This is a genomic window from Enterococcus sp. DIV0294 (genome assembly GCF_050558155.1).
GTDB classification, from domain to species: domain Bacteria; phylum Bacillota; class Bacilli; order Lactobacillales; family Enterococcaceae; genus Enterococcus; species Enterococcus faecalis.
In genome coordinates, this window is the sequence record NZ_CP187889.1 from 1,697,139 (window position 1) to 1,717,870 (window position 20,732).

At 32.1% G+C, this 20,732-nt stretch carries 22 protein-coding genes and 1 pseudogene; 2 read left to right on the forward strand and 21 right to left on the reverse strand.

What is annotated here, in order from left to right; all coding sequences use genetic code 11:
- Positions 1 to 26: 26 nt before the first annotated feature.
- The gene (locus IGJ20_RS08375) at positions 27 to 1,862 is read right to left on the reverse strand and encodes an LTA synthase family protein (RefSeq protein ID WP_202522577.1); all 1,836 of its coding nucleotides are present in this window, start codon (positions 1,860 to 1,862) and stop codon (positions 27 to 29) included.
- Between the two features lie 208 nt (positions 1,863 to 2,070).
- Here IGJ20_RS08375 and IGJ20_RS08380 point away from each other — a divergent pair, with 208 nt between their 5' ends.
- Together IGJ20_RS08380 and IGJ20_RS08385 are read left to right on the forward strand one after the other, a co-directional pair.
- Positions 2,071 to 2,220: a hypothetical protein gene (locus tag IGJ20_RS08380; protein ID WP_002357118.1), complete on the forward strand. Its 150-nt coding sequence runs from the start codon at positions 2,071 to 2,073 to the stop codon at positions 2,218 to 2,220.
- Positions 2,221 to 2,370: 150 nt separating this feature from the next.
- On the forward strand, positions 2,371 to 2,721 hold the full coding sequence (locus tag IGJ20_RS08385) for an iron chaperone (protein WP_002357112.1): 351 nt from the start codon (positions 2,371 to 2,373) through the stop codon (positions 2,719 to 2,721).
- Positions 2,722 to 2,731: 10 nt separating this feature from the next.
- Here IGJ20_RS08385 and IGJ20_RS08390 read toward each other — a convergent pair whose 3' ends face one another.
- The 20 genes and pseudogenes from IGJ20_RS08390 to IGJ20_RS08485 all read right to left on the reverse strand — a co-directional run bounded on the left by IGJ20_RS08390 (position 2,732) and on the right by IGJ20_RS08485 (position 20,629).
- The gene (locus IGJ20_RS08390) at positions 2,732 to 3,082 is read right to left on the reverse strand and encodes a DUF2200 domain-containing protein (protein ID WP_002360043.1); all 351 of its coding nucleotides are present in this window, start codon (positions 3,080 to 3,082) and stop codon (positions 2,732 to 2,734) included.
- 73 nt (positions 3,083 to 3,155) lie between these two features.
- Complete coding sequence (locus tag IGJ20_RS08395; protein ID WP_002369188.1) at positions 3,156 to 4,160, reverse strand: SIS domain-containing protein; 1,005 nt, start codon at positions 4,158 to 4,160, stop codon at positions 3,156 to 3,158.
- Entirely contained in the window at positions 4,154 to 5,230 is a 1,077-nt protein-coding gene (locus IGJ20_RS08400; protein ID WP_016618453.1) for an SIS domain-containing protein, read from the reverse strand. Before IGJ20_RS08400 ends, IGJ20_RS08395 begins: the two co-directional genes overlap by 7 nt.
- Before the next feature lie 10 nt (positions 5,231 to 5,240).
- A complete protein-coding gene (locus IGJ20_RS08405) occupies positions 5,241 to 6,074 on the reverse strand; it encodes a PTS system mannose/fructose/sorbose family transporter subunit IID (RefSeq protein WP_002384383.1) in 834 nt (277 codons plus the stop codon).
- Positions 6,055 to 6,846, reverse strand: a complete 792-nt coding sequence (locus IGJ20_RS08410; protein WP_002357107.1) for a PTS mannose/fructose/sorbose/N-acetylgalactosamine transporter subunit IIC — start codon at positions 6,844 to 6,846, stop codon at positions 6,055 to 6,057. Before IGJ20_RS08410 ends, IGJ20_RS08405 begins: the two co-directional genes overlap by 20 nt.
- A 15-nt stretch (positions 6,847 to 6,861) precedes the next feature.
- On the reverse strand, positions 6,862 to 7,332 hold the full coding sequence (locus tag IGJ20_RS08415) for a PTS sugar transporter subunit IIB (protein ID WP_002357106.1): 471 nt from the start codon (positions 7,330 to 7,332) through the stop codon (positions 6,862 to 6,864).
- An 11-nt stretch (positions 7,333 to 7,343) separates the two neighbouring features.
- Complete coding sequence (locus IGJ20_RS08420) at positions 7,344 to 7,763, reverse strand: PTS sugar transporter subunit IIA (protein WP_002389037.1); 420 nt, start codon at positions 7,761 to 7,763, stop codon at positions 7,344 to 7,346.
- Positions 7,764 to 7,835: 72 nt separating this feature from the next.
- Positions 7,836 to 10,607, reverse strand: coding sequence for a sigma 54-interacting transcriptional regulator (locus IGJ20_RS08425; protein WP_202522578.1), 2,772 nt, complete (start codon positions 10,605 to 10,607; stop codon positions 7,836 to 7,838).
- Between the two features lie 143 nt (positions 10,608 to 10,750).
- Positions 10,751 to 10,966, reverse strand: coding sequence for a hypothetical protein (locus tag IGJ20_RS08430; RefSeq protein WP_002357102.1), 216 nt, complete (start codon positions 10,964 to 10,966; stop codon positions 10,751 to 10,753).
- Between the two features lie 211 nt (positions 10,967 to 11,177).
- A complete protein-coding gene (locus IGJ20_RS08435) occupies positions 11,178 to 12,539 on the reverse strand; it encodes a deoxyguanosinetriphosphate triphosphohydrolase (RefSeq protein ID WP_202522579.1) in 1,362 nt (453 codons plus the stop codon).
- Between the two features lie 16 nt (positions 12,540 to 12,555).
- Entirely contained in the window at positions 12,556 to 13,380 is an 825-nt protein-coding gene (locus IGJ20_RS08440) for a toll/interleukin-1 receptor domain-containing protein (protein ID WP_002360036.1), read from the reverse strand.
- Between the two features lie 353 nt (positions 13,381 to 13,733).
- A pseudogene (locus tag IGJ20_RS08445) lies at positions 13,734 to 13,838 on the reverse strand (hypothetical protein); the annotation flags it as partial.
- 263 nt (positions 13,839 to 14,101) lie between these two features.
- Entirely contained in the window at positions 14,102 to 14,470 is a 369-nt protein-coding gene (locus tag IGJ20_RS08450) for a PH domain-containing protein (protein WP_070416110.1), read from the reverse strand.
- A gap of 708 nt (positions 14,471 to 15,178) precedes the next feature.
- A complete protein-coding gene (locus tag IGJ20_RS08455; RefSeq protein WP_070415782.1) occupies positions 15,179 to 17,056 on the reverse strand; it encodes a hypothetical protein in 1,878 nt (625 codons plus the stop codon).
- A 36-nt stretch (positions 17,057 to 17,092) separates the two neighbouring features.
- Positions 17,093 to 17,971, reverse strand: coding sequence for a hypothetical protein (locus IGJ20_RS08460; protein ID WP_070415781.1), 879 nt, complete (start codon positions 17,969 to 17,971; stop codon positions 17,093 to 17,095).
- A 103-nt stretch (positions 17,972 to 18,074) separates the two neighbouring features.
- Positions 18,075 to 18,383, reverse strand: a complete 309-nt coding sequence (locus IGJ20_RS08465; protein ID WP_070415780.1) for a hypothetical protein — start codon at positions 18,381 to 18,383, stop codon at positions 18,075 to 18,077.
- A 74-nt stretch (positions 18,384 to 18,457) separates the two neighbouring features.
- The gene (locus tag IGJ20_RS08470) at positions 18,458 to 18,844 is read right to left on the reverse strand and encodes a hypothetical protein (protein ID WP_070415779.1); all 387 of its coding nucleotides are present in this window, start codon (positions 18,842 to 18,844) and stop codon (positions 18,458 to 18,460) included.
- A gap of 28 nt (positions 18,845 to 18,872) precedes the next feature.
- On the reverse strand, positions 18,873 to 19,058 hold the full coding sequence (locus IGJ20_RS08475; protein WP_070415778.1) for a hypothetical protein: 186 nt from the start codon (positions 19,056 to 19,058) through the stop codon (positions 18,873 to 18,875).
- 34 nt (positions 19,059 to 19,092) lie between these two features.
- The gene (locus tag IGJ20_RS08480) at positions 19,093 to 19,293 is read right to left on the reverse strand and encodes a hypothetical protein (RefSeq protein ID WP_070415777.1); all 201 of its coding nucleotides are present in this window, start codon (positions 19,291 to 19,293) and stop codon (positions 19,093 to 19,095) included.
- Positions 19,294 to 19,693: 400 nt separating this feature from the next.
- A complete protein-coding gene (locus IGJ20_RS08485; protein ID WP_070415776.1) occupies positions 19,694 to 20,629 on the reverse strand; it encodes a tyrosine-type recombinase/integrase in 936 nt (311 codons plus the stop codon).
- Positions 20,630 to 20,732 lie beyond the last annotated feature (103 nt).

A 20,732-nucleotide genomic window follows, 5' to 3' on the forward strand; every position in this document is an offset into this window, starting at 1 on the left:
AACACACGAATATTTCGTGTGTTTTTTTAGCTAAAAAATTGATTTTCTAAACTATATTGCTTCCCTGAAACAATGTCATATTGAATCAGTCGGTATTCCTCATATAGTTGTTCTTGCTTTTTATTCATTTCTACTGTTTTTTTCCATTCCCCACCGAGATAGTAATTCCCCTTTTCAAAAGCAGGCAATTGTTCTTGTACCTCATTTAGCATAGCGTAAAATCCCGATTGCGGTAAGCCACTTTGTTGGAAAAGTGAGGGAGCAAAATAAAATGGACTAATGGTTGCTTGATGCTGATTTTTTTCTGTTAACTGGTTCGCCGTATCATACATTAGAAATTCTGTCTGGTGAAGGGCTGCCCCTTCATTCAACGCTTGAATGTTTTCATCATAAATACTTGGTAAGTGATCTCCCCAAAAAACGACTAATGTGCGTTTGGGCATTTTTTCGATTTCTTGTAGGAAATTTTTCAAAGCTTCGCTACTGTAGGCAATATCTTGCAAGTAATTATTGAGCGCGACTTGATTGCCGTTTCCTTGAGAAAAATAATTGGACGTTGTGTATTTATTTTCATAGGGCATATGTGTTTGCATAGTAACTAAATGAATGAATTGCGGTTGCTCTTTTTCTTTAAGCAGTGTCGTCACTTCCTGATACGCTGCTTGATCTGAAATGTAAGGATTATTTTCTAGTTTATCCGTATAGTTCATTGTTTTTTCATTGATAAATTGATCAAAACCTAAAATTTTATACACATCTTTTCGTTTATACATAGATGTATTGTACGGATGAATAGCCGTTGTTTGGTACTTTTGTTCCTTAAGTAATGAAACAATGGAAGGCAATTCCGTCATCTTAGGAATCATCATTGTATAAGGTGTAGTCATTTGGGCATTCATTAATTCCATCGAAAAACTTGTTAGGGCTTCAAATTCAATATTCGCAGTTCCGCCCCCGTAGTTTTGTGAAAGCATCTGGCCACTGTAAGTTTTATCAGCGATTTGCTGATAATCAGCTAAAGGGTTACCAATAATGGACAAACCTTTCAGATGATCTGGATTTGAAAAACTTTCACTCATGACAAACACAATATTTGGTTGCTCATTGTTCGGCACTGTTTTCGCCTCGGCCAACTTTTGATATTTCTGAGTAATTTCTGAAATAGCTTCTTTTGAATAACCCTTTGGTTGGTCCATAGCCTCTACTTTTAAATTATATAGAAAACCACCAATAAATCCTGTATTGTAGTAATTCATTTTTTGGCTGTAAGGAATCCATAACGCGGTTTTATTATAGGCTTTACGTAACAAATTTTGCGGATTGTTAAAATCACCAATATATGAAAATAGACCAATCGAAAGAACAAGACTTAACACACGAATTGTTTGTTTTTTCTTCGATAAAAAGAAACTTTTATAAAAGGCTTTTCCTAAGAAAAAAAGTGCTACACAACCTAACGCAACCACAAAAATAAACGGCCATAAACCAACCATTTCTTTTAATAAACTAACTTCTGTGATCATTTTTAAGTCGTCTGGATAAATAGGTTCGACACGATAAAACATCTTTTGATAGTCAGCAAATCCTAAAACACCTATTATGACACTATATAAAAGAGCGCCAACTCCTAATGAACCTGCCAAACTACATAAAAAAAGTAAAAAAACGCTTAGCACAAAACAACCTAAGAAAAACTTTTCCGTATGCCACGAAAAAGCAAACTTGAAGGCTAAATCAACAGACAAGTTATTCTGACACCATTGCAAATATAAATTACTAAAAATAATTAATATGATGAACCCGATTCCATACAGAAGATAGCGGTAGGTCCATCGTTTAAATTTCTCAACTCTCTTTTTCACATCGTTCTCCTATTCAAAAACTAGTAATGTATTTATTTTATGCTTCTTGAAAAAGAATGTAAAGAAGTAGCTAGCAAAGAAGTCTAAGGAATGGTAAAGAAAAAATGTTATTTGTTGCAAAAATAATTTTCCAGTGGTATAGTAACAATGGAATTTCGTTATCAGTTATCGTCGCCTTTTTAGAGTACTTTATGAAAGGAGAATAACTATGACTTACAAAGTAAAAAACATTCAATACCGTATTCAATTAGACACAGACAAAAATATTTTCATTGTTTTTGATGCAAAAAATGAAAGTAAAACAGCAACTGGTCACACAATTGAAGAAGCAATTGCACACTTAAAACAATTAAACTAAGGAGTGACAAACATTTCCATGCAAGACCCTTTAGGTAGTTATTTAAGCTAAAAGCCGTTTAGTAAAGAAAAAGTACTAGACGGTTTTTTTGTATCCTCTTCGACTTTTATTTTTTACATAGTATATTGAAACAAACGGAGGTGTTTTTATATGACCATCATTGCAAACTATATTCGCCAGCAACCCCAACATCAAACACAGTTAACAGAAATCTATCAAGCAATTTTAGCGGTTGTTCCTCAGGAGACTACTGAAAAAATCGCTTATGGAATGCCGACCTTTTACTTAAATGGCAATTTAGTGCATTTTGCGGCGGCCAAGCAACATTTAGGTTTCTATCCTACGCCATCAGCCATCCAACGTTTCAGCAAAGAATTACGCCCTTTTAAAACCTCGAAAGGTGCCATTCAATTTCCCTACACGCAAGAGTTACCTCTTTCATTAATACAGGAAATAGTTAAATTCCGTGTACAAGAGAACATGAAAACAGGGTCTCATTGAGACCCTGTTTTCATGTTCTTAAAATTTTTTCCATCGCTTTTCCCTTGGCCAACTCGTCGATTAACTTATCTAGGTAACGGATTTTTTGCATTAAAGGATCTTCAATTTCTTCCACGCGATAGCCACAAATTACGCCTTTGATCAATTGGGCATTTTCATTAAAATTGGGTGCTTCTTCAAAAAATGTTTCCATCGTTACTTTTTGAGCCAATTGTTGTTGCAAGCCTTTTTCATCATAACCAGTTAACCAATAAATAATTTCGTCAACCTCCGCTTGCGTTCGATTTTTACGTTCTGCTTTTTGGATATATAGCGGGTAAACACTGGCAAAGGTCATTGTATAGATTTTCGGTTTTGTCATTGGTTTTCCTACTTTCTGAAGTATTCTCTCTTCAGTCTACCACAGGCTTGCTGGAAAAAGAGGCTATTTTGTCTTAGTAATCAAATTGACGATAATAACGACGAATCTCTAATGGGTGACAATTTAATTTTTCTACATGCGCATCAATGCGTTGCGTTACCGCATGCATTAGGAGAAATGAAACAACTCGGCCACGATATTTTTCACTAATTCCTGGAAGTTCATACGCTTTCGAATCAATAATTGTATAATTGGCACAGATTTTCGGCAATAATTTTGCTACTCGTTCTGCCAACGGTCGCTGCTCGTCTTCTCCAATAAACAACGTTACTGGCGTAGTTTCATCTACAATTTCTAGCGTTCCATGTAAGAACTCTGCTGCATGAATTGATTTTGAGCGAAGCCAACTTTGCTCTTCCCAATAGCACATTGCATAAGAATAGACCGCTCCCCATTGGTTCCCTGCGCCAATAAAATAGTGAATGCTATCATGACGATGTTTTTCCGCAAAAGCTAAGCCAAACGCATCGGCACTTTTTTCGGCTTCAGCTAAACCTGTAGGCAAATATTCTTCCAATTCTTGGTAATAATTTTCGTAATCTGTAAATTCGTTGTTTTTTTGCATTAAACGATCAGCTACCATAAAGAACTTGATTTGCTCAGTTCCTGGGGCTGGATAAGTCACCACATAATCACATAAATCTGCTAAAAGACTGTCTTTTGCATCGATAAAACCAAATAACGTCGCGCCGACCTTTTTGATTTCTTGAACGGCTTGCACCACTTCTTGTGTTGTCCCAGTAACGGAAGACAAGATGACGAATGATTTTTCTGTTAAACGTTTATTGCCTGTTGTGTAATACTCAGCAGCATGTTGAACATAGATTGGTAAATTACTTTTTCCATTCGCATAAGTAACTGCTTGCATGGCTGAAGCATAAGTACCGCCGATTCCTAAATAATAAACCGCATCAAATCCTTTCGTCCAAACTTGATCAACAACTTTTTCAACATCTGAACGCAAGGCTAAGGCACCTCGTATGTCTTTGATTTGTTGTTCTTCATTAAATTTTAACATGGCTGATTTCCCTCTTTCTTTGCTATTTTACTTTTTAGGACACAATCAAAATCATCAAAAATCCGTTGAGATAAATCAATTCCTTTACTTGTAGCTACTTGATACGCCAAATATTGAAATGGAATAACTAATAATAAAGGACTAATTTTTTCTTCGACATCACTTGCTAAACCTAACGTATTTGATGCTCTCGTTGAACCCGTTGTAATTGTGTAACATTGGCCAACATAACTGGCTAGATAATTTTTCAAGGCTTGGCTACGTGCTTGAATAGGACTTTGATTTTCAATAAAAAACAAAAGATGTGTAGTATCCGCTTCAAGATAAGGCCCATGCATATAAGCTTCGACTTCAAATCCTTGGGAAGGTAAGCGAACTGTTTCTGTAAACTTCGTCTCAAACTCTTTTGCCGTACCAATATTGGGCCCATAACCAATTGCGATAAATCGTGTCCCCTCTGTTAATTCTTTTTTCGTTTTTTGCCAAAATTGTTCGGTTTTATAAATCACCGAATCGATTTCCTGAATTGCTTTGGCAAGTTTTGCTAATTCTTCTTCAACCTCTACTTTTGTTAATTGATGCTTTTGATAGCCCAGTTTCAAACCAAATAGAAATAAATTTAAAAGTGTTGCCGTATAGCCTTTTGTGACAAAACCAACTGTTTCAAGCCCCATTTTTAAATCCAGGACTTCATCCACAACCTCCGTAATCGGGCTGGTGACATCACTTGTCAAGGCCACTGTTTTTACAGACGTTTGGTTTTTAATTTTTGCAATGGCATCAATTGTTGAAGCACTTTTACCACTTTGCGAAACCGCTACGACCAGATCAAACCGATCATCCACTTTGCCATAATGAGCAAAATTGAACGGCTCTTGGATTTCCACATAAATAGGCGCCACTTCTTCAAGGTAAACTTTAGCCGCCTGACAAGCGTTATGTGACGAGCCAGTTGCTAAAATTAGACAGTGCGTGACCTTTGAAACGTCTGTATCAGTTAATTGAAATTGGTTAAGAATCTGAGTTAGAGCTGCTTGCTCCTCATTTATATAATCCAGCATCGTTTTCATATTTTGCCTCCTAAAATAGACCAATTAATGAGCCAAGAATTCCGACAATTGCCATGCCACCTAAAATCGCTAAAGGTTTTACTTCTTTTTTCAATAAATAAAAAACAAAACCAAAAGATGCAAGCGGTAATAATTTAGGCATGATATCGTCAAAGATACTTTGAACCGTGACTGCATTTTTGCCACTTCCGCTGATTGTAATCGGGATAGTTAAATCAATCATGGAGGCGGTCATAGCACCTACCACCATCAAGCCAATTATTGAAGCGCCTAATGTGAGACTTTCCATCATGCCATTTGCTTGAATTTTTTTGAGAAAACCAGTTCCTAATTTATAGCCCCAACGATTCAGTAAATAACGAACAATCACATGGGGGACGTTAAAAATGAGTAAAAATAGAATTGGCCCTAACACATTCCCTTGTAAAGCTAACGAAGTTCCAACACCTGTTGCAATCAAGCGTAAGGTTCCCCAGAAAAAGGAATCACCTAAACCAGCTAAAGGTCCCATTAACGAGGTTTTAATACTATCGATTGTTCCAACTTCAAAATTTTCGTCCAGAACATTTTCTTCTTCCATTGCAGCATTAATTCCTAAAATAAACGTCACGATATGCGGCGTGGTATTAAAGAAAGCAAGATGCCGTTTTAAAGCTGCCGCCATCTCTTCTTTTTGAGGATATAATTTCTTTAAAATAGGGATCATGGCATAGACATAAGCCATATTCATCTGACGTTCATAATTCCATGAAAATTCCATTTGAAATGAACGCCAAAAGACTTGATTAAGTTCTTTTTTTGTAATTAAGTTTTCTGTCTTAGTTTTAGAAGTCTTCGTCATCATCAATTACCTCCCCACTTGTTGTTTGTATTGTTTCATTCTTTCCTTTGGCATAATTCATGATATTCACAACAATTACTGCTGTAATGGCACCCAAAATTGCTACTCCTGTTACAGGTAACTTAAAGTAAGCCATTAAGACAAAGCCTAAAAAGAAATATGGCGCCACTTGTTTGTTAATCAGTAAGCGTGCAAGCATCGCAAATCCTAGCGCTGGAATAATCCCCGTTGCAACAGACAACCCATGTTGAATAAATTCAGGGATCAGATCAAGTAAGCCTTTAATGGTGTTGCTGCCCACGGCAAATGAAATAGTTACAATGAGCGCTAGCATGAACGATAAGCCAAAGCCTGCAAGTAAATGCATGCGCTCCACCCCTTTATATGCTCCTTCTTCAGCATACTGATCAGCTTTTTGACTCATGATTGGGATGAGCAAACCCAAATAAATATTTTTAAGAATCAACGTTAACGTTGCGATTGGCAAGCCTAAAACTAAGGCTGTTTCTGTTCCTGCGCCAGCAGTAATAGCAAACGCTGTACCAAGAATCCCACCAGTCACTACATCAGGTGGGATTGATGCGCCCACTGAAAAAGAACCGATGAAAGCTAACTCTAAGGTCGCGCCCATGATTACGCCCGTTTTGACATCACCTAATACAATTCCGACAAATAAACCGGTTACAATTGGTCTTGAAAGCAACGAGGTTCCTAAAGCATATTCCGACTGCGCAATAAAAGCGATGCAACCTAAAAGAATCGCTTGTCCTATCATTTTTATTTCTCCTTTCTACAAGACATTTAATGCTGCTACTTTTTTGTCATTTGGGACTTGTCGAATTTCAACTTCACAACCATTTGCGACCAATTCTTTAACCATTTTTTCTTCATCCGGTGTGATATTAATTGCTTTAGAAATGTTTCGAGTATTTTCCCTTACTTTCATCCCTCCTAAGTTAATTTCTTTTATTTCTGGATAAGCAGTAGCCAATCGATAAGCATCTTCCACACTTTCAACTACAATAAAAAGTTTGTATTTTTCTGTAACACCACTTTTTAGTGCGGCAATCGCATCTTCAATCGTTTTAATGACCAGTTTTACTCCTGCTGGTTTAGCTAGCTTAATGGTTGTTTTTCGAATATCATTTTTAGGTACGTCATCATTTGCGATTAAAATACAATCGGCGCCTAAGCCTTGGGTCCATGAAAAAGCCACTTGACCATGTAACAAGCGATGATCGACTCTTAACAATTTAATCATTTCATTTCCTCCTAAAATTCTTCTTCTAAAATTTCTTTACTAGATAACTCGTTACAATAACAAAGACTTTCTTGTCCGTTTTCAACGGCACGTTTTACTAAATCAACTAATGAATCAACAGTATTTATTTGGGTATATATTTCAATTAACGTTGCTAAATTTAATCCTGAAATTAAATGCATTGCTTGTTTCCCCACATAATTAAAGAATTCGTTATTCACGCTTCCGCCAAATAGGTCTGTAATCACAATTAATTCATTTTGTTGATTGTTCTTTAAAATGTCTTTGACCGTCTTGGCTAAATCATAAGGTTGTTCCATATAAGCGCAAAGACATTCCACATTCTTTGTTTCACCACAAATTAAAGCTAATGATGTCTGGATCCCTGCAGCGAAATTACCATGTGTTGCCAGAATAATTTTACGTTCCATTTTCTTCACCTCACTTACTTCTTTATATAGCAAAAAGAGTGCCAAAAAAAGTGGCACTCCCTCCTTTTTATTTTAAAAATCGCTTTCTGCGTTGTTAAACTCCGTTTTTCCAAACAACACATCATAGACATAAAAAAGCTCCGATTCAGGTATATTGACACTATAAACTTTTTCAATGACACTAAACGCCTCTTTTAACTCTTGCAAGACCGTTCTTTGACACTGCTTTAATTGTTCGGCGCCATTATAATTTTCAATAGGTTCATTCCGGATTAATCGTTCAATTAAACAACTGACATGGACATATACCGCCAATTTACGATCATTTTGAATCGTTTGTTGCCACCGCTCTTCTAATTGAATTAAAAAGACTTCTACTTGTCGAATAATTTTTTCTGTATCTAAAATCGTCACTGATTGAATGACCCGATCTAATGAAAAGTTACGAATCAACTCATGATTTACATAGGACAGCATATCTTTAGTTAATTCTCTCTTTGTCCATTCTAAAAGGGTCGTAATTCCTTTTCCTGCAATCAACTCTTCTAAAGAGATATACGGGAGGTCATTTGAAGACGGGTTGTTTGTACCGATGATGCCGACAATCTCATATTCTGGAAAACTTTCTTTGATCGACTCTGCATTACGTAATTGATTATACTCACAAGGAATAATCTTTAATTGTGCTTCCGCAGGTAAACTTTTTTCAAGTAAATCTCTAATTTTAACGGCTGTGCCAATTCCGGTACTACACGTTGTTAAAATGACACGTTCCGTTTTATTTTCAGGTAATATGATTTCCCATTCATTTGGATGAACCGTTAACGCTTTTTGGGGCAATTCTTCAAAAGAAACTTCGTCTTTAATGGCTTCTCCTATAGACAGAGCCAAGCTTGTTGTCACATTATTCATTAATAAAAAAGGACCTTCTTCTTCTGCCGGAAAATACTGATAAATTTCTTTCAATGAACCCATATCAAAAAGAATTACTAAACCATTCCTCGTTTCTTGACGTTCCATATAGTGAATTAAGTGTTCGGAAATTTTTTTGGGAGTAACATCTAACGGCATGTCAAACGATTGAAAAATTGGCACATTTAACAGCCGATTTGCAACATTCGCAATACTACTTGCTGTGGCATATCCGTGGGCAACAATCACCGCTTTCGGATAGTGACTTTCCTTTACTGAACCCGAAGAGTGAAGATAAATGGTGACAATAATTCGATCCATCTGGGATAGTTCAATATCTAATGAACGTTTCACTAAAGTTAACAGTTGTTCAGCGTAGCCATAACTAGTTGCTAATTTAGTTTGAACTTCTGTTAAAAGTTCGTCAATGACTGTTGTAGGTTCTTTTTCTGGAAACCAATCAATACATCTTCGTTGAAACAGATAGGTGCTTAATGCATAGACTAAACTGCCATTAAACCGAATTTGATAAGACGATTCAATCGTTTCCAATAATTGACGGATATTTTGCGTAATAAACAATAGCATTTCGTGATTTTTCTCTCGCTTCTTTTCAAATAATAAATCATCGAATAAGCGTTCAATTTCTTTCGAGATGTCGTTATTGGCAGTGGAAAGATGATGATGGTGAGAGACATAAAGACGAAGGATTCGTTCATAACTCTGGATAATTCTTCTTTGCGCAAGCTCTGTTTCCTCTAACAAACTAACCAGATTTGTTTGCTCATCTAAACGAATAGGCAATTCATTTTCATCAGGAGCTAGTCTGATCGATTGATCCAGAAATTCTTTCGGTAGATCGTGCAAAGTGATTGGAATAACACGTTTATCAAGATTGGCGGCAAAGCTGCGTGCAGTAATAATTTTTATATTATTTCTTAATTCACCTACATTGCCTACATAATGGTGGTTTTCTAAAAGTTGGATAACTTGTGGCGTGATAGTAACTGCTTTTTGAATAGCTTGCTGTTCCTCATAAAATGCTCGCATAATTAATTGTTTTCTTTCCGCTTGAGTGCGTTCAGCAAGACTTGGGATTTTAATTTGAATAGGAATTCGTCTTAAAAATGTCGTTAAAAAGGTGCTAGAAATTTCTTCAGTTGTGGCAAAGCACAACCGACACGTAACAGGAATGGGCCGATTGGTTTCACCCATCCGATAAATGATACCCTGATCTAAAAATGTAAACAATTTTTCCTGCCCTTCAGGACTCAAACGATGAACTTCATCTAAAAATAAAACGCCCCCTTCTGCACTTTGAAAGGCTCCAATTTTATCGGAATCTGCTCCCGTAAAAGCGCCTTTAAGATGCCCAAATAATTGACTAGTTAAAAGCTCTGGATTGTTGGCATATTGCGCACAATTAACTGTCACAAAAGGTGCTGAATCGTCAAGTAGTTCTTTTGAAAGACAAAACTGATAATATAAGGATGCTAAAAAACTTTTACCCGTACCACTTTCACCTGTAATTAAGACAGGCAAGCCACCACCAGGATAAAGCGCTGCCATTTTCAATTGTTCGATGGTCTGAGCTAAACTACCGCGATAACCAATGACCGACTGAAAAAAATCACTTTTGCGATCAAAAACAGGCTGTTCATCGATCATTTCTTGGAAACTTTGATAAACAGTTCTTTTTAAAAGATAGTTTTGTTGTTGAAACGCTTCTTTATGAAAAAAGTAAACTGGTCGTGTATTGATCTTAACTAGAATCCCTTCTTCGTTTAACTGATTTAAATAGTGACTAGCTGTATTTCGTTTGATAGAAAATGTCGTTGCAATATTGCTTGCTGTGAAAATTTCACTGACTAAAGATGGTTCAAAAAAAGCTGTTTGATTGCGTAAATAATCAACAATTTGCATTTTTAACATAAAATCACCTCTCGTTTATCATAACGTACCTAAAAAAAACGTCAATATTCAAAATTTCTTTTGTTATTTTTCTTTATATAAGGAGCCCATTTTTTATGTTATTTAATCACAGGAACCTGATTCTATCATTGCAGAATAGGCTTTCATTCAGTATACTGTAAATAGAGGAACAAGAAACGAATTGGATAATTAGGCACTGAAAGAACGCACCACCGTTCTGAATGTTTCGAAACACACAACAGGTTATCGAAATGGCCATTGGAGAAAAATTCCTTTTTCTCCGAGGTTAGCGATTGTGACATGTTGCAATCGTTTTTTGTCCTTAAAATGTTGAGAAAAAGAAAAAAGGCACTTTGCATGTCAGCACCACCTGACAAACAAAGCCCTTCATAGACAGCACAACCTATCTATTCCAGTTGCCTTTTTTGCTAGTTACACTAGCTAATTTTAGTGTACCCGATTTTCAGTGAAATTACTAGCATCTTTAAAATTTTTACTGAAACGATCAGCCTGTGCAATGAACTAGTTTTCTTCAGCGGCGGCAACCGCTGAGAAGCTTTTTCTCAAATTTTAAGTGAATAATGTATCATAAACTTTTTTGGCATATCCATCCGTCATATTACATACAAAGTCCACCGCCATTTTCAAACGATAATAGTCTTTTTCTGCTTCTGTAGCGTTCTTTGCTTCTCTTCTATACAACGCTTTCGCGCTTTCCGAAATATTATTAAAGATTCGCTCCTCATACTTATTCATGGAAACTTTTTCGTATTTCAGTACGACTGGAACAAATTCATCTAGTAATCGATTGATGATATTGAAGCCCAATACCTCTTGATCCAAAATTGTTTTTGTTTGAAAAACATAGGCTCTAGAAAAGTTTTTTAATGCCTGAAAGCATTTCACTTCATCACAATCTTCAATGATAATTTCATTATGATAGATACCTCTCATAATTAAGTCATAATGATTAGCAAAATTTTTCGCTACGCTTTGACAAACAGCTCTTTGTGTCTTTCTCAAAAATTCTTGTAAGGTAGCTTCTTCTGTTTTATCTTTTTCTAACATTAAAAATTTTTTTGTTCCTGTTTGCCCATCAACAAACTGCATTAAATCTTGATAGCTGTATAAACCATAATTATAGGCATCTTCGATATCTGAAAAAGTATAGGCGATATCATCTGAAGCTTCTAACAAAAAGACTAATGGGTGTCGCTTATTTTGTGTTCCTGTCGCAAATTTAATGGCGTTAAACACTTGTTTTTCCGAGTAAAAATAGCCAACTTTTTTAGACAAAAGCTGTTGCTTATTTAATTGATCTGAAGATGCCGTATATTTGATAACTGTATCTAATGTCGTGGCGGTTAGTTTCATTCCTGCTTTAGAAGTCCCATTATCATGATGCAGTTTTGTTAAAAGTCGGATGGTTTGAGCGTTTCCTTCAAAGTTAAGAAAATCATTTTGTTGTTGCTCCGAAAAATCAGACCAACAAGCATACAAAGGACCATTTTTTTCAAACCAAATACGAATGGCTTCTTCCCCAAAATGTCCAAAAGGGGGATTGCCGATATCATGGATTAATGCAGCTGTTTCTAACAACCGATAGCATTCTGATAATTCCATAACCTCAATGTTTCGTTCGTTCAACTGTGAAATAACTAATCTAAGTATATCCCTGGTATGCATTGCTACTTCTAAGCTATGTGTTAAACGCGTTCTTACAAAATCATTACGTTCTAAAGGAAAGACTTGTGTTTTGTCTTGTAAACGTCTAAATGCATCACTTTTAATTACTCTACGATAGTCACTATCAAAAGATTTACGAAGTTCTGTGGCTAAATCAACTTGCTTATTTAACCAGTCATTTTGATATTGTTTACCATTATCAGAAATACGATATGTACCAACCAACTGACGCCAATTCATTTTCATTTATTACCTCCTCCAATTACTCTACCTTCTCTAAATAAGAGACGTAAATATTTTTACATTTACCAATATCACTAAATTCCCGATTGTTATACGCCTTATCCTTTTTCAATTTAAACCGCACTTTTTCGCCTTCTTGAAAAGTTCCCCACGTAAGAAAAAAGAATAGCCAATGGCTTTCATCCTCTGATAGCGTGTCTAAACCTAAACTTTTAGGCTCAATTAAGCTAGGTAATTTAAAACAGTCATACACCCCTTTTGCTGTGCCATACACAGGACGATGAGTGCTAAGAGTCGTTTCAAAATATCCCTTTTCATCAGGTTTTAAATAACTTGCTTGCCGAATCAGTTGTGTCAGTTTATTTTGGAATGGCTGAATATTTTTTTCAACGTTTAGTTCAAAATCTGGCTCAGCTTGTACATCTGTGTCATGAGATAACTTTTTTAATAAGCAGTTTATTTCATTAGTACTTGTCTTATCATTAAACGCAATCGCCAAACGCTCACTACTAATAACACCTTTCATATCTTTCATAGAAAAATTATTTAACGCAATTGGATAGTGTTTATCTGATAGCATCCAAGAAGCACCCATTTCGTTTAAACATGGAATACTCTGATAATAATGATCAGATAAAAAATACAGCATGACAGGTTGATTAGTTAGCTCCCTTTTAATCGTGTCAAAAATTAATTCTCCTGGCTGTACACCTGTTTCAATAGTGGAACTATAAAAAATATCCTGTGTTCGAAACCCAAACTTTTTCAATAATTGGATAAACGCATCCACATATTCTTGATCCTTTGAACTATGACTAATAAAAATCTTTTTCCCATTGCTCACTACTCAACATCCTCCAAGTTAAATTTGTGTTTTCATTTTTTTGTGAAATTCTATACTATTTCTTTAAGCGTACAGCGTTATCTGAAACCAGTCAATACTAAAATTATAAAATAACAATTATTTTGTTTTATTAAATTTTTATATAATGTTGTTTTGTTAATGTTTTGTTATTTTTAAACAAGTGATTATAGAGCGATGTACGGTTGAAGTTATTTCTAATCTATTTTTTTCAATATTTTTATAAATATAAAAAAACACGCCTTTCTTTGCAGAAAGGCGTGTTTTTACGTCCGAGTATAAGGAGAATTGGTTCATTAACCAATTGTCCCTTTAAGCGTTATTCATTAAATGAATTATTTGTTTTTTAAGTTGTAGAAAGATTTTAAGCCTTTGTATTCAGCTACATCGCCTAATTGATCTTCAATACGTAATAATTGGTTGTATTTAGCAATACGGTCAGCTATAAAAGACCCTTAGGAGTTTTGACTCACTTTGTTTTGACAGCGATTTTAATGAATTATTTACTTCTTCATCTTATTAAAAAAGCTGAATTACCAATGTTTTCAATCGAGAATCACAAATTATTTAGTCAGCTATCTATAACTTTAAAAAAACTGTTTCCATGTTTTTAACAAACTCTATTTTTTACCTTGAATTGCTAAACAGAACCATATTTTCTTGGAAAAATCTAGCATTTAAAAATTGGTATAGTTGTTATTTATCAAATCATACTGATTAAGCTATTTAGTTGTGCTTTTTGACTGATTTTATAAAAAATAGTATCTCTTCTAATATTAGATACAATCAACTGTTGCTTAAATAATCCCTTTTTTAATCTAATGTCAGTAACACTACTTAAGCTAATCACACTAATTTTAGCAGACTTAAAAAATTGATTAGTTGCGATAATCATTTTAGATTTAGTTGCAACTACAAGACAAAGATTATTGTCATTGTCACAACAATCAAATGCACTAATTATAGTATCTGATGATTTGACTTTAGTTGCTATTGTTTTTAGTAACTTATTATCATAGATTTCTGCATTGCATTCTCTTTTAATTTTTGTTTGTAAGTCTTTAAAGTCCATATTTATCAACTCTTTCTGTATGTTTTGTATTTTTGATAACTGGACCATACCATCAATATTGTATCTAATCAAGTACAATACTTACTGTTTTGCTTTTCTAAAAATTTATGACAAAACACACTTAAAAAATGACCACTCTAAAACCTTGATTTTATAGGGGTTTTTATTATGTTGACAAAAAAGAGAGATTATTGTTATATCAAGGTTTTAAGCATCTATTTTTGAAAAAACACCTCACAGATTCATTTAAAAAATATTTATGGGTAATTCTACACTAACTTTTAAATTTAAGGTGTTTTTTATCTCAAATAATGTAAATATCTAATGATAAACAATTAATAATCATTGATATATCAGTCTTTTATAGAGTTTTAAATAGAGAGCAAATTTTACATATTTGACTAAATCTAAAACATCTATATAAGTAAGCAAGCTCTGCTTGCTAATACTCAATCCTTAAATTTAGAAAAATAAGTGCTTTAAAGCTTGATATATCAATGATAACCTTTTATCCCCCCCCTATATATAGTATTTATATTATTATAGGGGGGGTAAGAAGCAATTAAAGTAAAGATATTGTTGATATATCAGTATTTATCTTACATTGATAATGATTAATTTATGTAGTATATTACTTAATCTTATGTATTGAATAAATAGATAGCAAATAAAAAAGAATACTGTTAAATCAGTACTCTCCTTTCATTTTTATTTTAAATAAAATACATTACCTTTAATTATTGTTGATTTATCAATACCTAATTGCTCTTTTAAGTCATTAGATATTTTATCAAAGCCTAAATCTTGTGAATAATAATTGCTGTATTCTTCAACAACTTTATTCCTAAACTTTGTTAGATTCTTTTGAATTTTGGGGAATTTATTTTTCTTCAATAATTCTACAAGTGTTGAATTTTTGATATAATTTGTATCATTTGTTGTTAGATAAGTTTGTATCACACTCATTATCATTTCAATTTTTTTAACTGAATCATTGCTTATCACTAAATTATCATTGATATTCTTAACTTCAGAATCAAATTTTTGTGGGAATACTTTTAATGCTATTTCTTTAGAGTAATTTGTATATAACCACTCAAAATTAAGACTTCCTTCAACTGTGAATTTCTTAGAATTTAAGTCTTTTAGAATGCTTTCAACCGTTTCTAAATCTGCATTGTCTGTTATGCTCAAAAAATTAGGGTATCTTTTATATCTTTTTAAATCTGTTTCGTTATTGTTCTTAACTCTTGATTTATCAATGTTTTTCAATAATTGCTTATCCACATTTTCTATTTTTTCTTTTATTAAAATGTCTGTCAAAGTTAGTAAATACATACATTTAACTACAGTTTCTTTAGTTACATTTTTATGTTTGATTCTATGATTGATTTGTTTAGTTAAAGAATCAACAGTTAAATAGCTCATTATCTTAACATTCCCTTTAGAATCAATATATTTGTATTCAGAAACAATCTTAAGCATCGATGTAATCTCTTCCAAATTTCTGCTTAAAAATTTATAACTAGTTGGATAAAGAGTTGATAAATCAGGGTTTTCTAAATTACTAATTAAATAATCAACAGTTCTAATTTGTCTTTGTATCAAAGTGTCAGTGATTAAACTACTATCTGTTAGATACATTAATAACTCGATAGCCTCAAAAGCTGTTATATCAGCTAATTTAGCAATTAATCTTACTAAATCAGCTCGATAATTGTTGGCAAAATTATGATAAATTTGTGTTTCTGTTTCTGATTTATATACACCTGCACTTGGTTTATTGTCTTCAAAAACAATGCAATTAAAAGACTTTGAAGAAGGTAAATCAAGAAATTCTAACATATCTACTTCAGTTTTGAAGAAATGATTTACACTTGTTTCATTCTTAAATTGATTATTCAAAACATTAGAATTACTGTATTTAATAGCTATTATCTCTTTAGCTTGCTTAAATTTTTTATCCTTAATTAACTCATAAACATAAGTATTATCAATGATTTTAAAGTCTTTAGGTATATTTATTTCATATCTCTTTACCTTTTCTACTTTTTCTTTTATTACTTCAGCTTTCTTCAGTCTATTTTCAAAATTTAATTCTATAAATCCATTATTACTGCCAAAAAACAGGCGATTAGGGTTACTTGTGTGTCTGTCAGCTTGGGTATATTTAGCTAATAGTGTTTTATAAGCTCTTGTCACTTCTTCTGTGCTTTCTAATGCACTATCTAATGCAAATACTACTCTAAACTTATCAACCGCTTTAGAATCGCTGAAAGTGCGATATATGAAGCAAGCATTATCTTTAATAAATTTGTCATTTAGGGCTTGCTCTAAAGTAAATTGGTTATCTTTATCTTGATTATCAAAGTCTAGCATTAGCAATGATTGTTGCTCTAATTCCGCTTGTTTTAAGTTAGCTATATAAGTTGCTAACATTATTGTTCTGCCCTTTTCAGCTATTTCTTTTGCTAATTCTCTTAAGTCTAAATCTGCTCTTTGTTTATATATCTTGTTAGTGATTATTCCAATTTCCTGATTTTTAGGTTTTTTATTAAATTGTTGATTATCTAAATATACTTGCATGTCTACACTCCCTTCTGTCATTTTTAGTTTTTATTTTTAGATATTTTCTTCTATTTCTTCGATTATTTTTGTTTTCATTTTTTCTAAATATTTTGTCACTTCAGCTAATACTTCAGCATGATTGTAATTAATATAAGTACTTAGCAAGTCAAACATTATATAGTTGATGTTTGTGTACCACAAATTTGTTGCTTTTCCATTTATTGTTAATCTGATTTGATATAGCAAATCTATATCCAAATAAAAAATTAATTCTGCTTTAATTAATGTATCTTTGTATTTTCTTTCAACTTCATTTTTGATTATTTCATTAAAAATATTTAAACAATCTGATTCTAAATTTTTTAACTTATCTAACTCTACTGCTGATTCATTAATCCATTCGAGATATATTGCAATAGTATCAGTATTATCAGTTAGCAAATTGTAAGATAAGCCTGCATACTCTTCTAAATTTGAGACTTTGTTATTGTCAATTTTTTTAATATATAAAGACATATACTGACCTTCGACTAATTTAAACTTGTAGTAATTATTATTTAATTTGAGATTTGCTCTATCAATCATTTCTTCAAACTTTGTTTTTAAATCTTTAGCTATGTTCTTTTTTACTTGCTTTAAGATATTTTGCTCGACACAATAAGATTTGTATGCAGAATAGTTGTTGTAATCTATATTTGTATATGCTAAATCAATTACTCTTGTATAATCTTCAGCAATTTCTTCCGCAAATTTATTGTAGTTAAATGTTGATATTTTGCTATAATTATATTTTTTAAAATCAAATTTAACTTTTACTTTAAATGTATCTGACACATTTAAAACATAAATATCACACTCAAATAACCCTTTTAAATTATAAATTACAGCCTCTTTTACCTTATTTTTTAATACTTCCTTATATCCTAAATCCATTAAAAAAAACTCCATTCTTTTTTTAGTTTTTTTGTTTTTAAATTTTAAAAACTTTATTAGTAGTTAGATAACTTAATATCTAACTACCTAAAAACCTTTAAAATCAACCTTCTGTAACTTCTCCAAAAATTTCTATGAAGTCTTCAGCATCTAAGTGTTTCATTGCAAATTCCTTCGCTTCTTCTTCAGTTATTAGCTTTATTCCTTCATTTTCCGAATAAGTTTGAGATGCTACTTCTTCTCTATATTTAGAAAGACCTCCGCCCCAAAAATACATAAAGTATTGACCTTTTTTAGTTTTATATACTTCTTCTTCAATCCCATAAAAGTCAGACCTGTTTCCTTTTCGATATTCTGCTATTAATGTTGCTGTCTCTGTGTTGTATAGTTTTCCTTCAATAATTTTTTTCATAATATATTACCGTCCTTTTCATTATTTTGTACTCATTTAAATACAATATTTAATTTTAAATTTTTTAAAATCTTTTAAAGTGATACTGCTTGTGATTCTAAACTGTATGTTAAGTATTGATTTAACAGTGATTTAAGTGTTTTAAGATTCATATTCACTATTTCAATATCATTATCTTTAATATAGATATTCATGCTGTAATAAGTATGTCTGCATGATTGACTTAGATTTTGTTTAACTACTAACAATCCGCCATTTTCCAATTCAAATTCTTCATATCTACTATATCTTTGCTCTGTTGCTCTTCTGCTATTTGCATTAAATCCTGAACTCCAGAAATAGCTGTTTTTGCATGTTTCATGGTTGCTGATTAAGTCTTTTAATGTTTCTATTGCCCATTTTTCTTCATTACTGAATATTAATTGATTAAATAATTGTTCTTCTTGTCTTTTTGTCGACATTTCAATCACTCCATTTTTTTATATCATTTTAAAAATCTTTATCAAAGATTGAGTTAGTTATCGCATTAGCTCTTAAAACAATATATAATGCTAATGCTTCAGACTGTTCAGATGTATGTCTTCGACTTAAATCACTTACTAATGCTTGATATATTTCAATTTGTTCACTATCTAACCCCAATTCTTCTAACTGCTTAATTTCCCTATTTTTCATGATATTTACCTTCCTTTTATTTTTTTGTATTAATTTAGATATAATAATTTTCCAGAAATTTTTTTAACTCTGATTGCTTATTATCACTAATGTTGTAACCTTTTTTTAAGTAGTTACTTAAATGCTGTTTAGATATATTGCAATTACTAACTATAAATGATTGCTTTATTCCTTTTTTATTTACTAAATCTAATAACTCTTGTCTTAAAGCACCTTCTTTGTCCTTATTTTTCAAGTAAATTACCCCCTTTTTTATTTTTGTATCTTCATAAATACAATACTTATGTCTGCTACATCTACAGTTATAGCATATTTAAAAATTATGTCAAATTTAAATATTGACTTTTTTTGCAGTTTATGCATCATCAAAATATACCATAAAATTTAAACTGTCAATCATTGATACATCAACATTGTTGATATATAAGCATTTTTAATTTTTGCGATATGATTGAGTATAAAAGTTATATACTATAAAATATTTTTTGTCATTTTTATCAATCTTAATAATTTCTTAATAATTAGACTCGAAAATAAATAAATACACAAATAAAGCAATCTAATAGACTTTAGATTGCTTTTAACTATTTATACTATTTATTACTTAAACACTCTCAAATCGCTTGTCAGAGCTTTTAAAGTATATCTGATAGAGGGCTTGTTTGTTTTGCTTTAGTTATTAATTGTTCATCAGTGATACTATTAATATATATTTTAGTTGTATCCAGTTTAGAATGTCCTAAAATTCTGCTGATTGTAAATATATCTTGCCCTAGATTTAAGTTTTTTACAGTCCAATAATGTCGAAAAGTATGGGGACTAGCTCTGACTGATTCTCTTACATTAGCTTTAATCGCTGTTTCTTTAATCATTGTTTGTAGATTAGCAACTGTTTTAATCTCAGCACCTGTTTTATTTAAAAAGAGATTGTTATCTATCTTTCTCTCTTTATTGTTTCTATTCCTGATGTGTTTAAAGTGATTATCTCTTATTCTTCTATATTTTGTAATAAAATAATTTAATTCATCGGAAATCGGAACAACTCGCCATTTATCACCTTTTCCATAGATTCTTATGTGCTGACCACTTAAATCATTATCTTTTATATTTAATAATTCTGATGCTCTGATTCCAGTATCGGATAAAACCGCAATTATACACTTATTCCTTGCACTTAAATAATCACTAAATTTCCAAACATTAAGCATTCTCTTGATTTCGGCATCATTAAATGTTGTTAACACCACTTTTGTTTCTTTTAGATTTTTAATTTTAGCTAATGGGCTAACTTTTACAATATCCTCATCTACTAGATAATTCCAAAAAGCTCTTTGACTTTTTAAAACAGCATTGATATATGTTGCTTTATATTCGCAATCTAACATATAAGATATAAACAATTTGTAGTCATAACTTGTAACTTTTAAGATATCTACATTTGTATTTATTTCTTTTTGATAAAATCTGATAAATTTATTCTTCTGAAAATTGTATGATTCTAAAGTTCTTTTAGAAAAATTCTTTAGTTTTAAATCTAACAAATACTCTTTAAAAAGTGTTTCAAAATCCATAAAAAATACCCCTCCCATGTTGTTATTAAAAACATGGAAAGAGGTATTAACAAATCTTTTAGTATTGCTAAACAGAGCCAATTTTTTTATAAAATCCAAAAGA

Coding starts and splice junctions, on each gene's coding strand:
- IGJ20_RS08380 (WP_002357118.1), top strand. CDS start 2,071: ATGACTTACAAAGTAAAAAACATTCAATACCGTATTCAATTAGACACA.
- IGJ20_RS08385 (WP_002357112.1), top strand. CDS start 2,371: ATGACCATCATTGCAAACTATATTCGCCAGCAACCCCAACATCAAACA.
- IGJ20_RS08390 (WP_002360043.1), bottom strand. CDS start 3,082: ATGACAAAACCGAAAATCTATACAATGACCTTTGCCAGTGTTTACCCG.
- IGJ20_RS08395 (WP_002369188.1), bottom strand. CDS start 4,160: ATGTTAAAATTTAATGAAGAACAACAAATCAAAGACATACGAGGTGCC.
- IGJ20_RS08400 (WP_016618453.1), bottom strand. CDS start 5,230: ATGAAAACGATGCTGGATTATATAAATGAGGAGCAAGCAGCTCTAACT.
- IGJ20_RS08405 (WP_002384383.1), bottom strand. CDS start 6,074: ATGATGACGAAGACTTCTAAAACTAAGACAGAAAACTTAATTACAAAA.
- IGJ20_RS08410 (WP_002357107.1), bottom strand. CDS start 6,846: ATGATAGGACAAGCGATTCTTTTAGGTTGCATCGCTTTTATTGCGCAG.
- IGJ20_RS08415 (WP_002357106.1), bottom strand. CDS start 7,332: ATGATTAAATTGTTAAGAGTCGATCATCGCTTGTTACATGGTCAAGTG.
- IGJ20_RS08420 (WP_002389037.1), bottom strand. CDS start 7,763: ATGGAACGTAAAATTATTCTGGCAACACATGGTAATTTCGCTGCAGGG.
- IGJ20_RS08425 (WP_202522578.1), bottom strand. CDS start 10,607: ATGTTAAAAATGCAAATTGTTGATTATTTACGCAATCAAACAGCTTTT.
- IGJ20_RS08430 (WP_002357102.1), bottom strand. CDS start 10,966: ATGCAAAGTGCCTTTTTTCTTTTTCTCAACATTTTAAGGACAAAAAAC.
- IGJ20_RS08435 (WP_202522579.1), bottom strand. CDS start 12,539: ATGAAAATGAATTGGCGTCAGTTGGTTGGTACATATCGTATTTCTGAT.
- IGJ20_RS08450 (WP_070416110.1), bottom strand. CDS start 14,470: ATGGACTTTAAAGACTTACAAACAAAAATTAAAAGAGAATGCAATGCA.
- IGJ20_RS08455 (WP_070415782.1), bottom strand. CDS start 17,056: ATGCAAGTATATTTAGATAATCAACAATTTAATAAAAAACCTAAAAAT.
- IGJ20_RS08460 (WP_070415781.1), bottom strand. CDS start 17,971: ATGGATTTAGGATATAAGGAAGTATTAAAAAATAAGGTAAAAGAGGCT.
- IGJ20_RS08465 (WP_070415780.1), bottom strand. CDS start 18,383: ATGAAAAAAATTATTGAAGGAAAACTATACAACACAGAGACAGCAACA.
- IGJ20_RS08470 (WP_070415779.1), bottom strand. CDS start 18,844: ATGTCGACAAAAAGACAAGAAGAACAATTATTTAATCAATTAATATTC.
- IGJ20_RS08475 (WP_070415778.1), bottom strand. CDS start 19,058: ATGAAAAATAGGGAAATTAAGCAGTTAGAAGAATTGGGGTTAGATAGT.
- IGJ20_RS08485 (WP_070415776.1), bottom strand. CDS start 20,629: ATGGATTTTGAAACACTTTTTAAAGAGTATTTGTTAGATTTAAAACTA.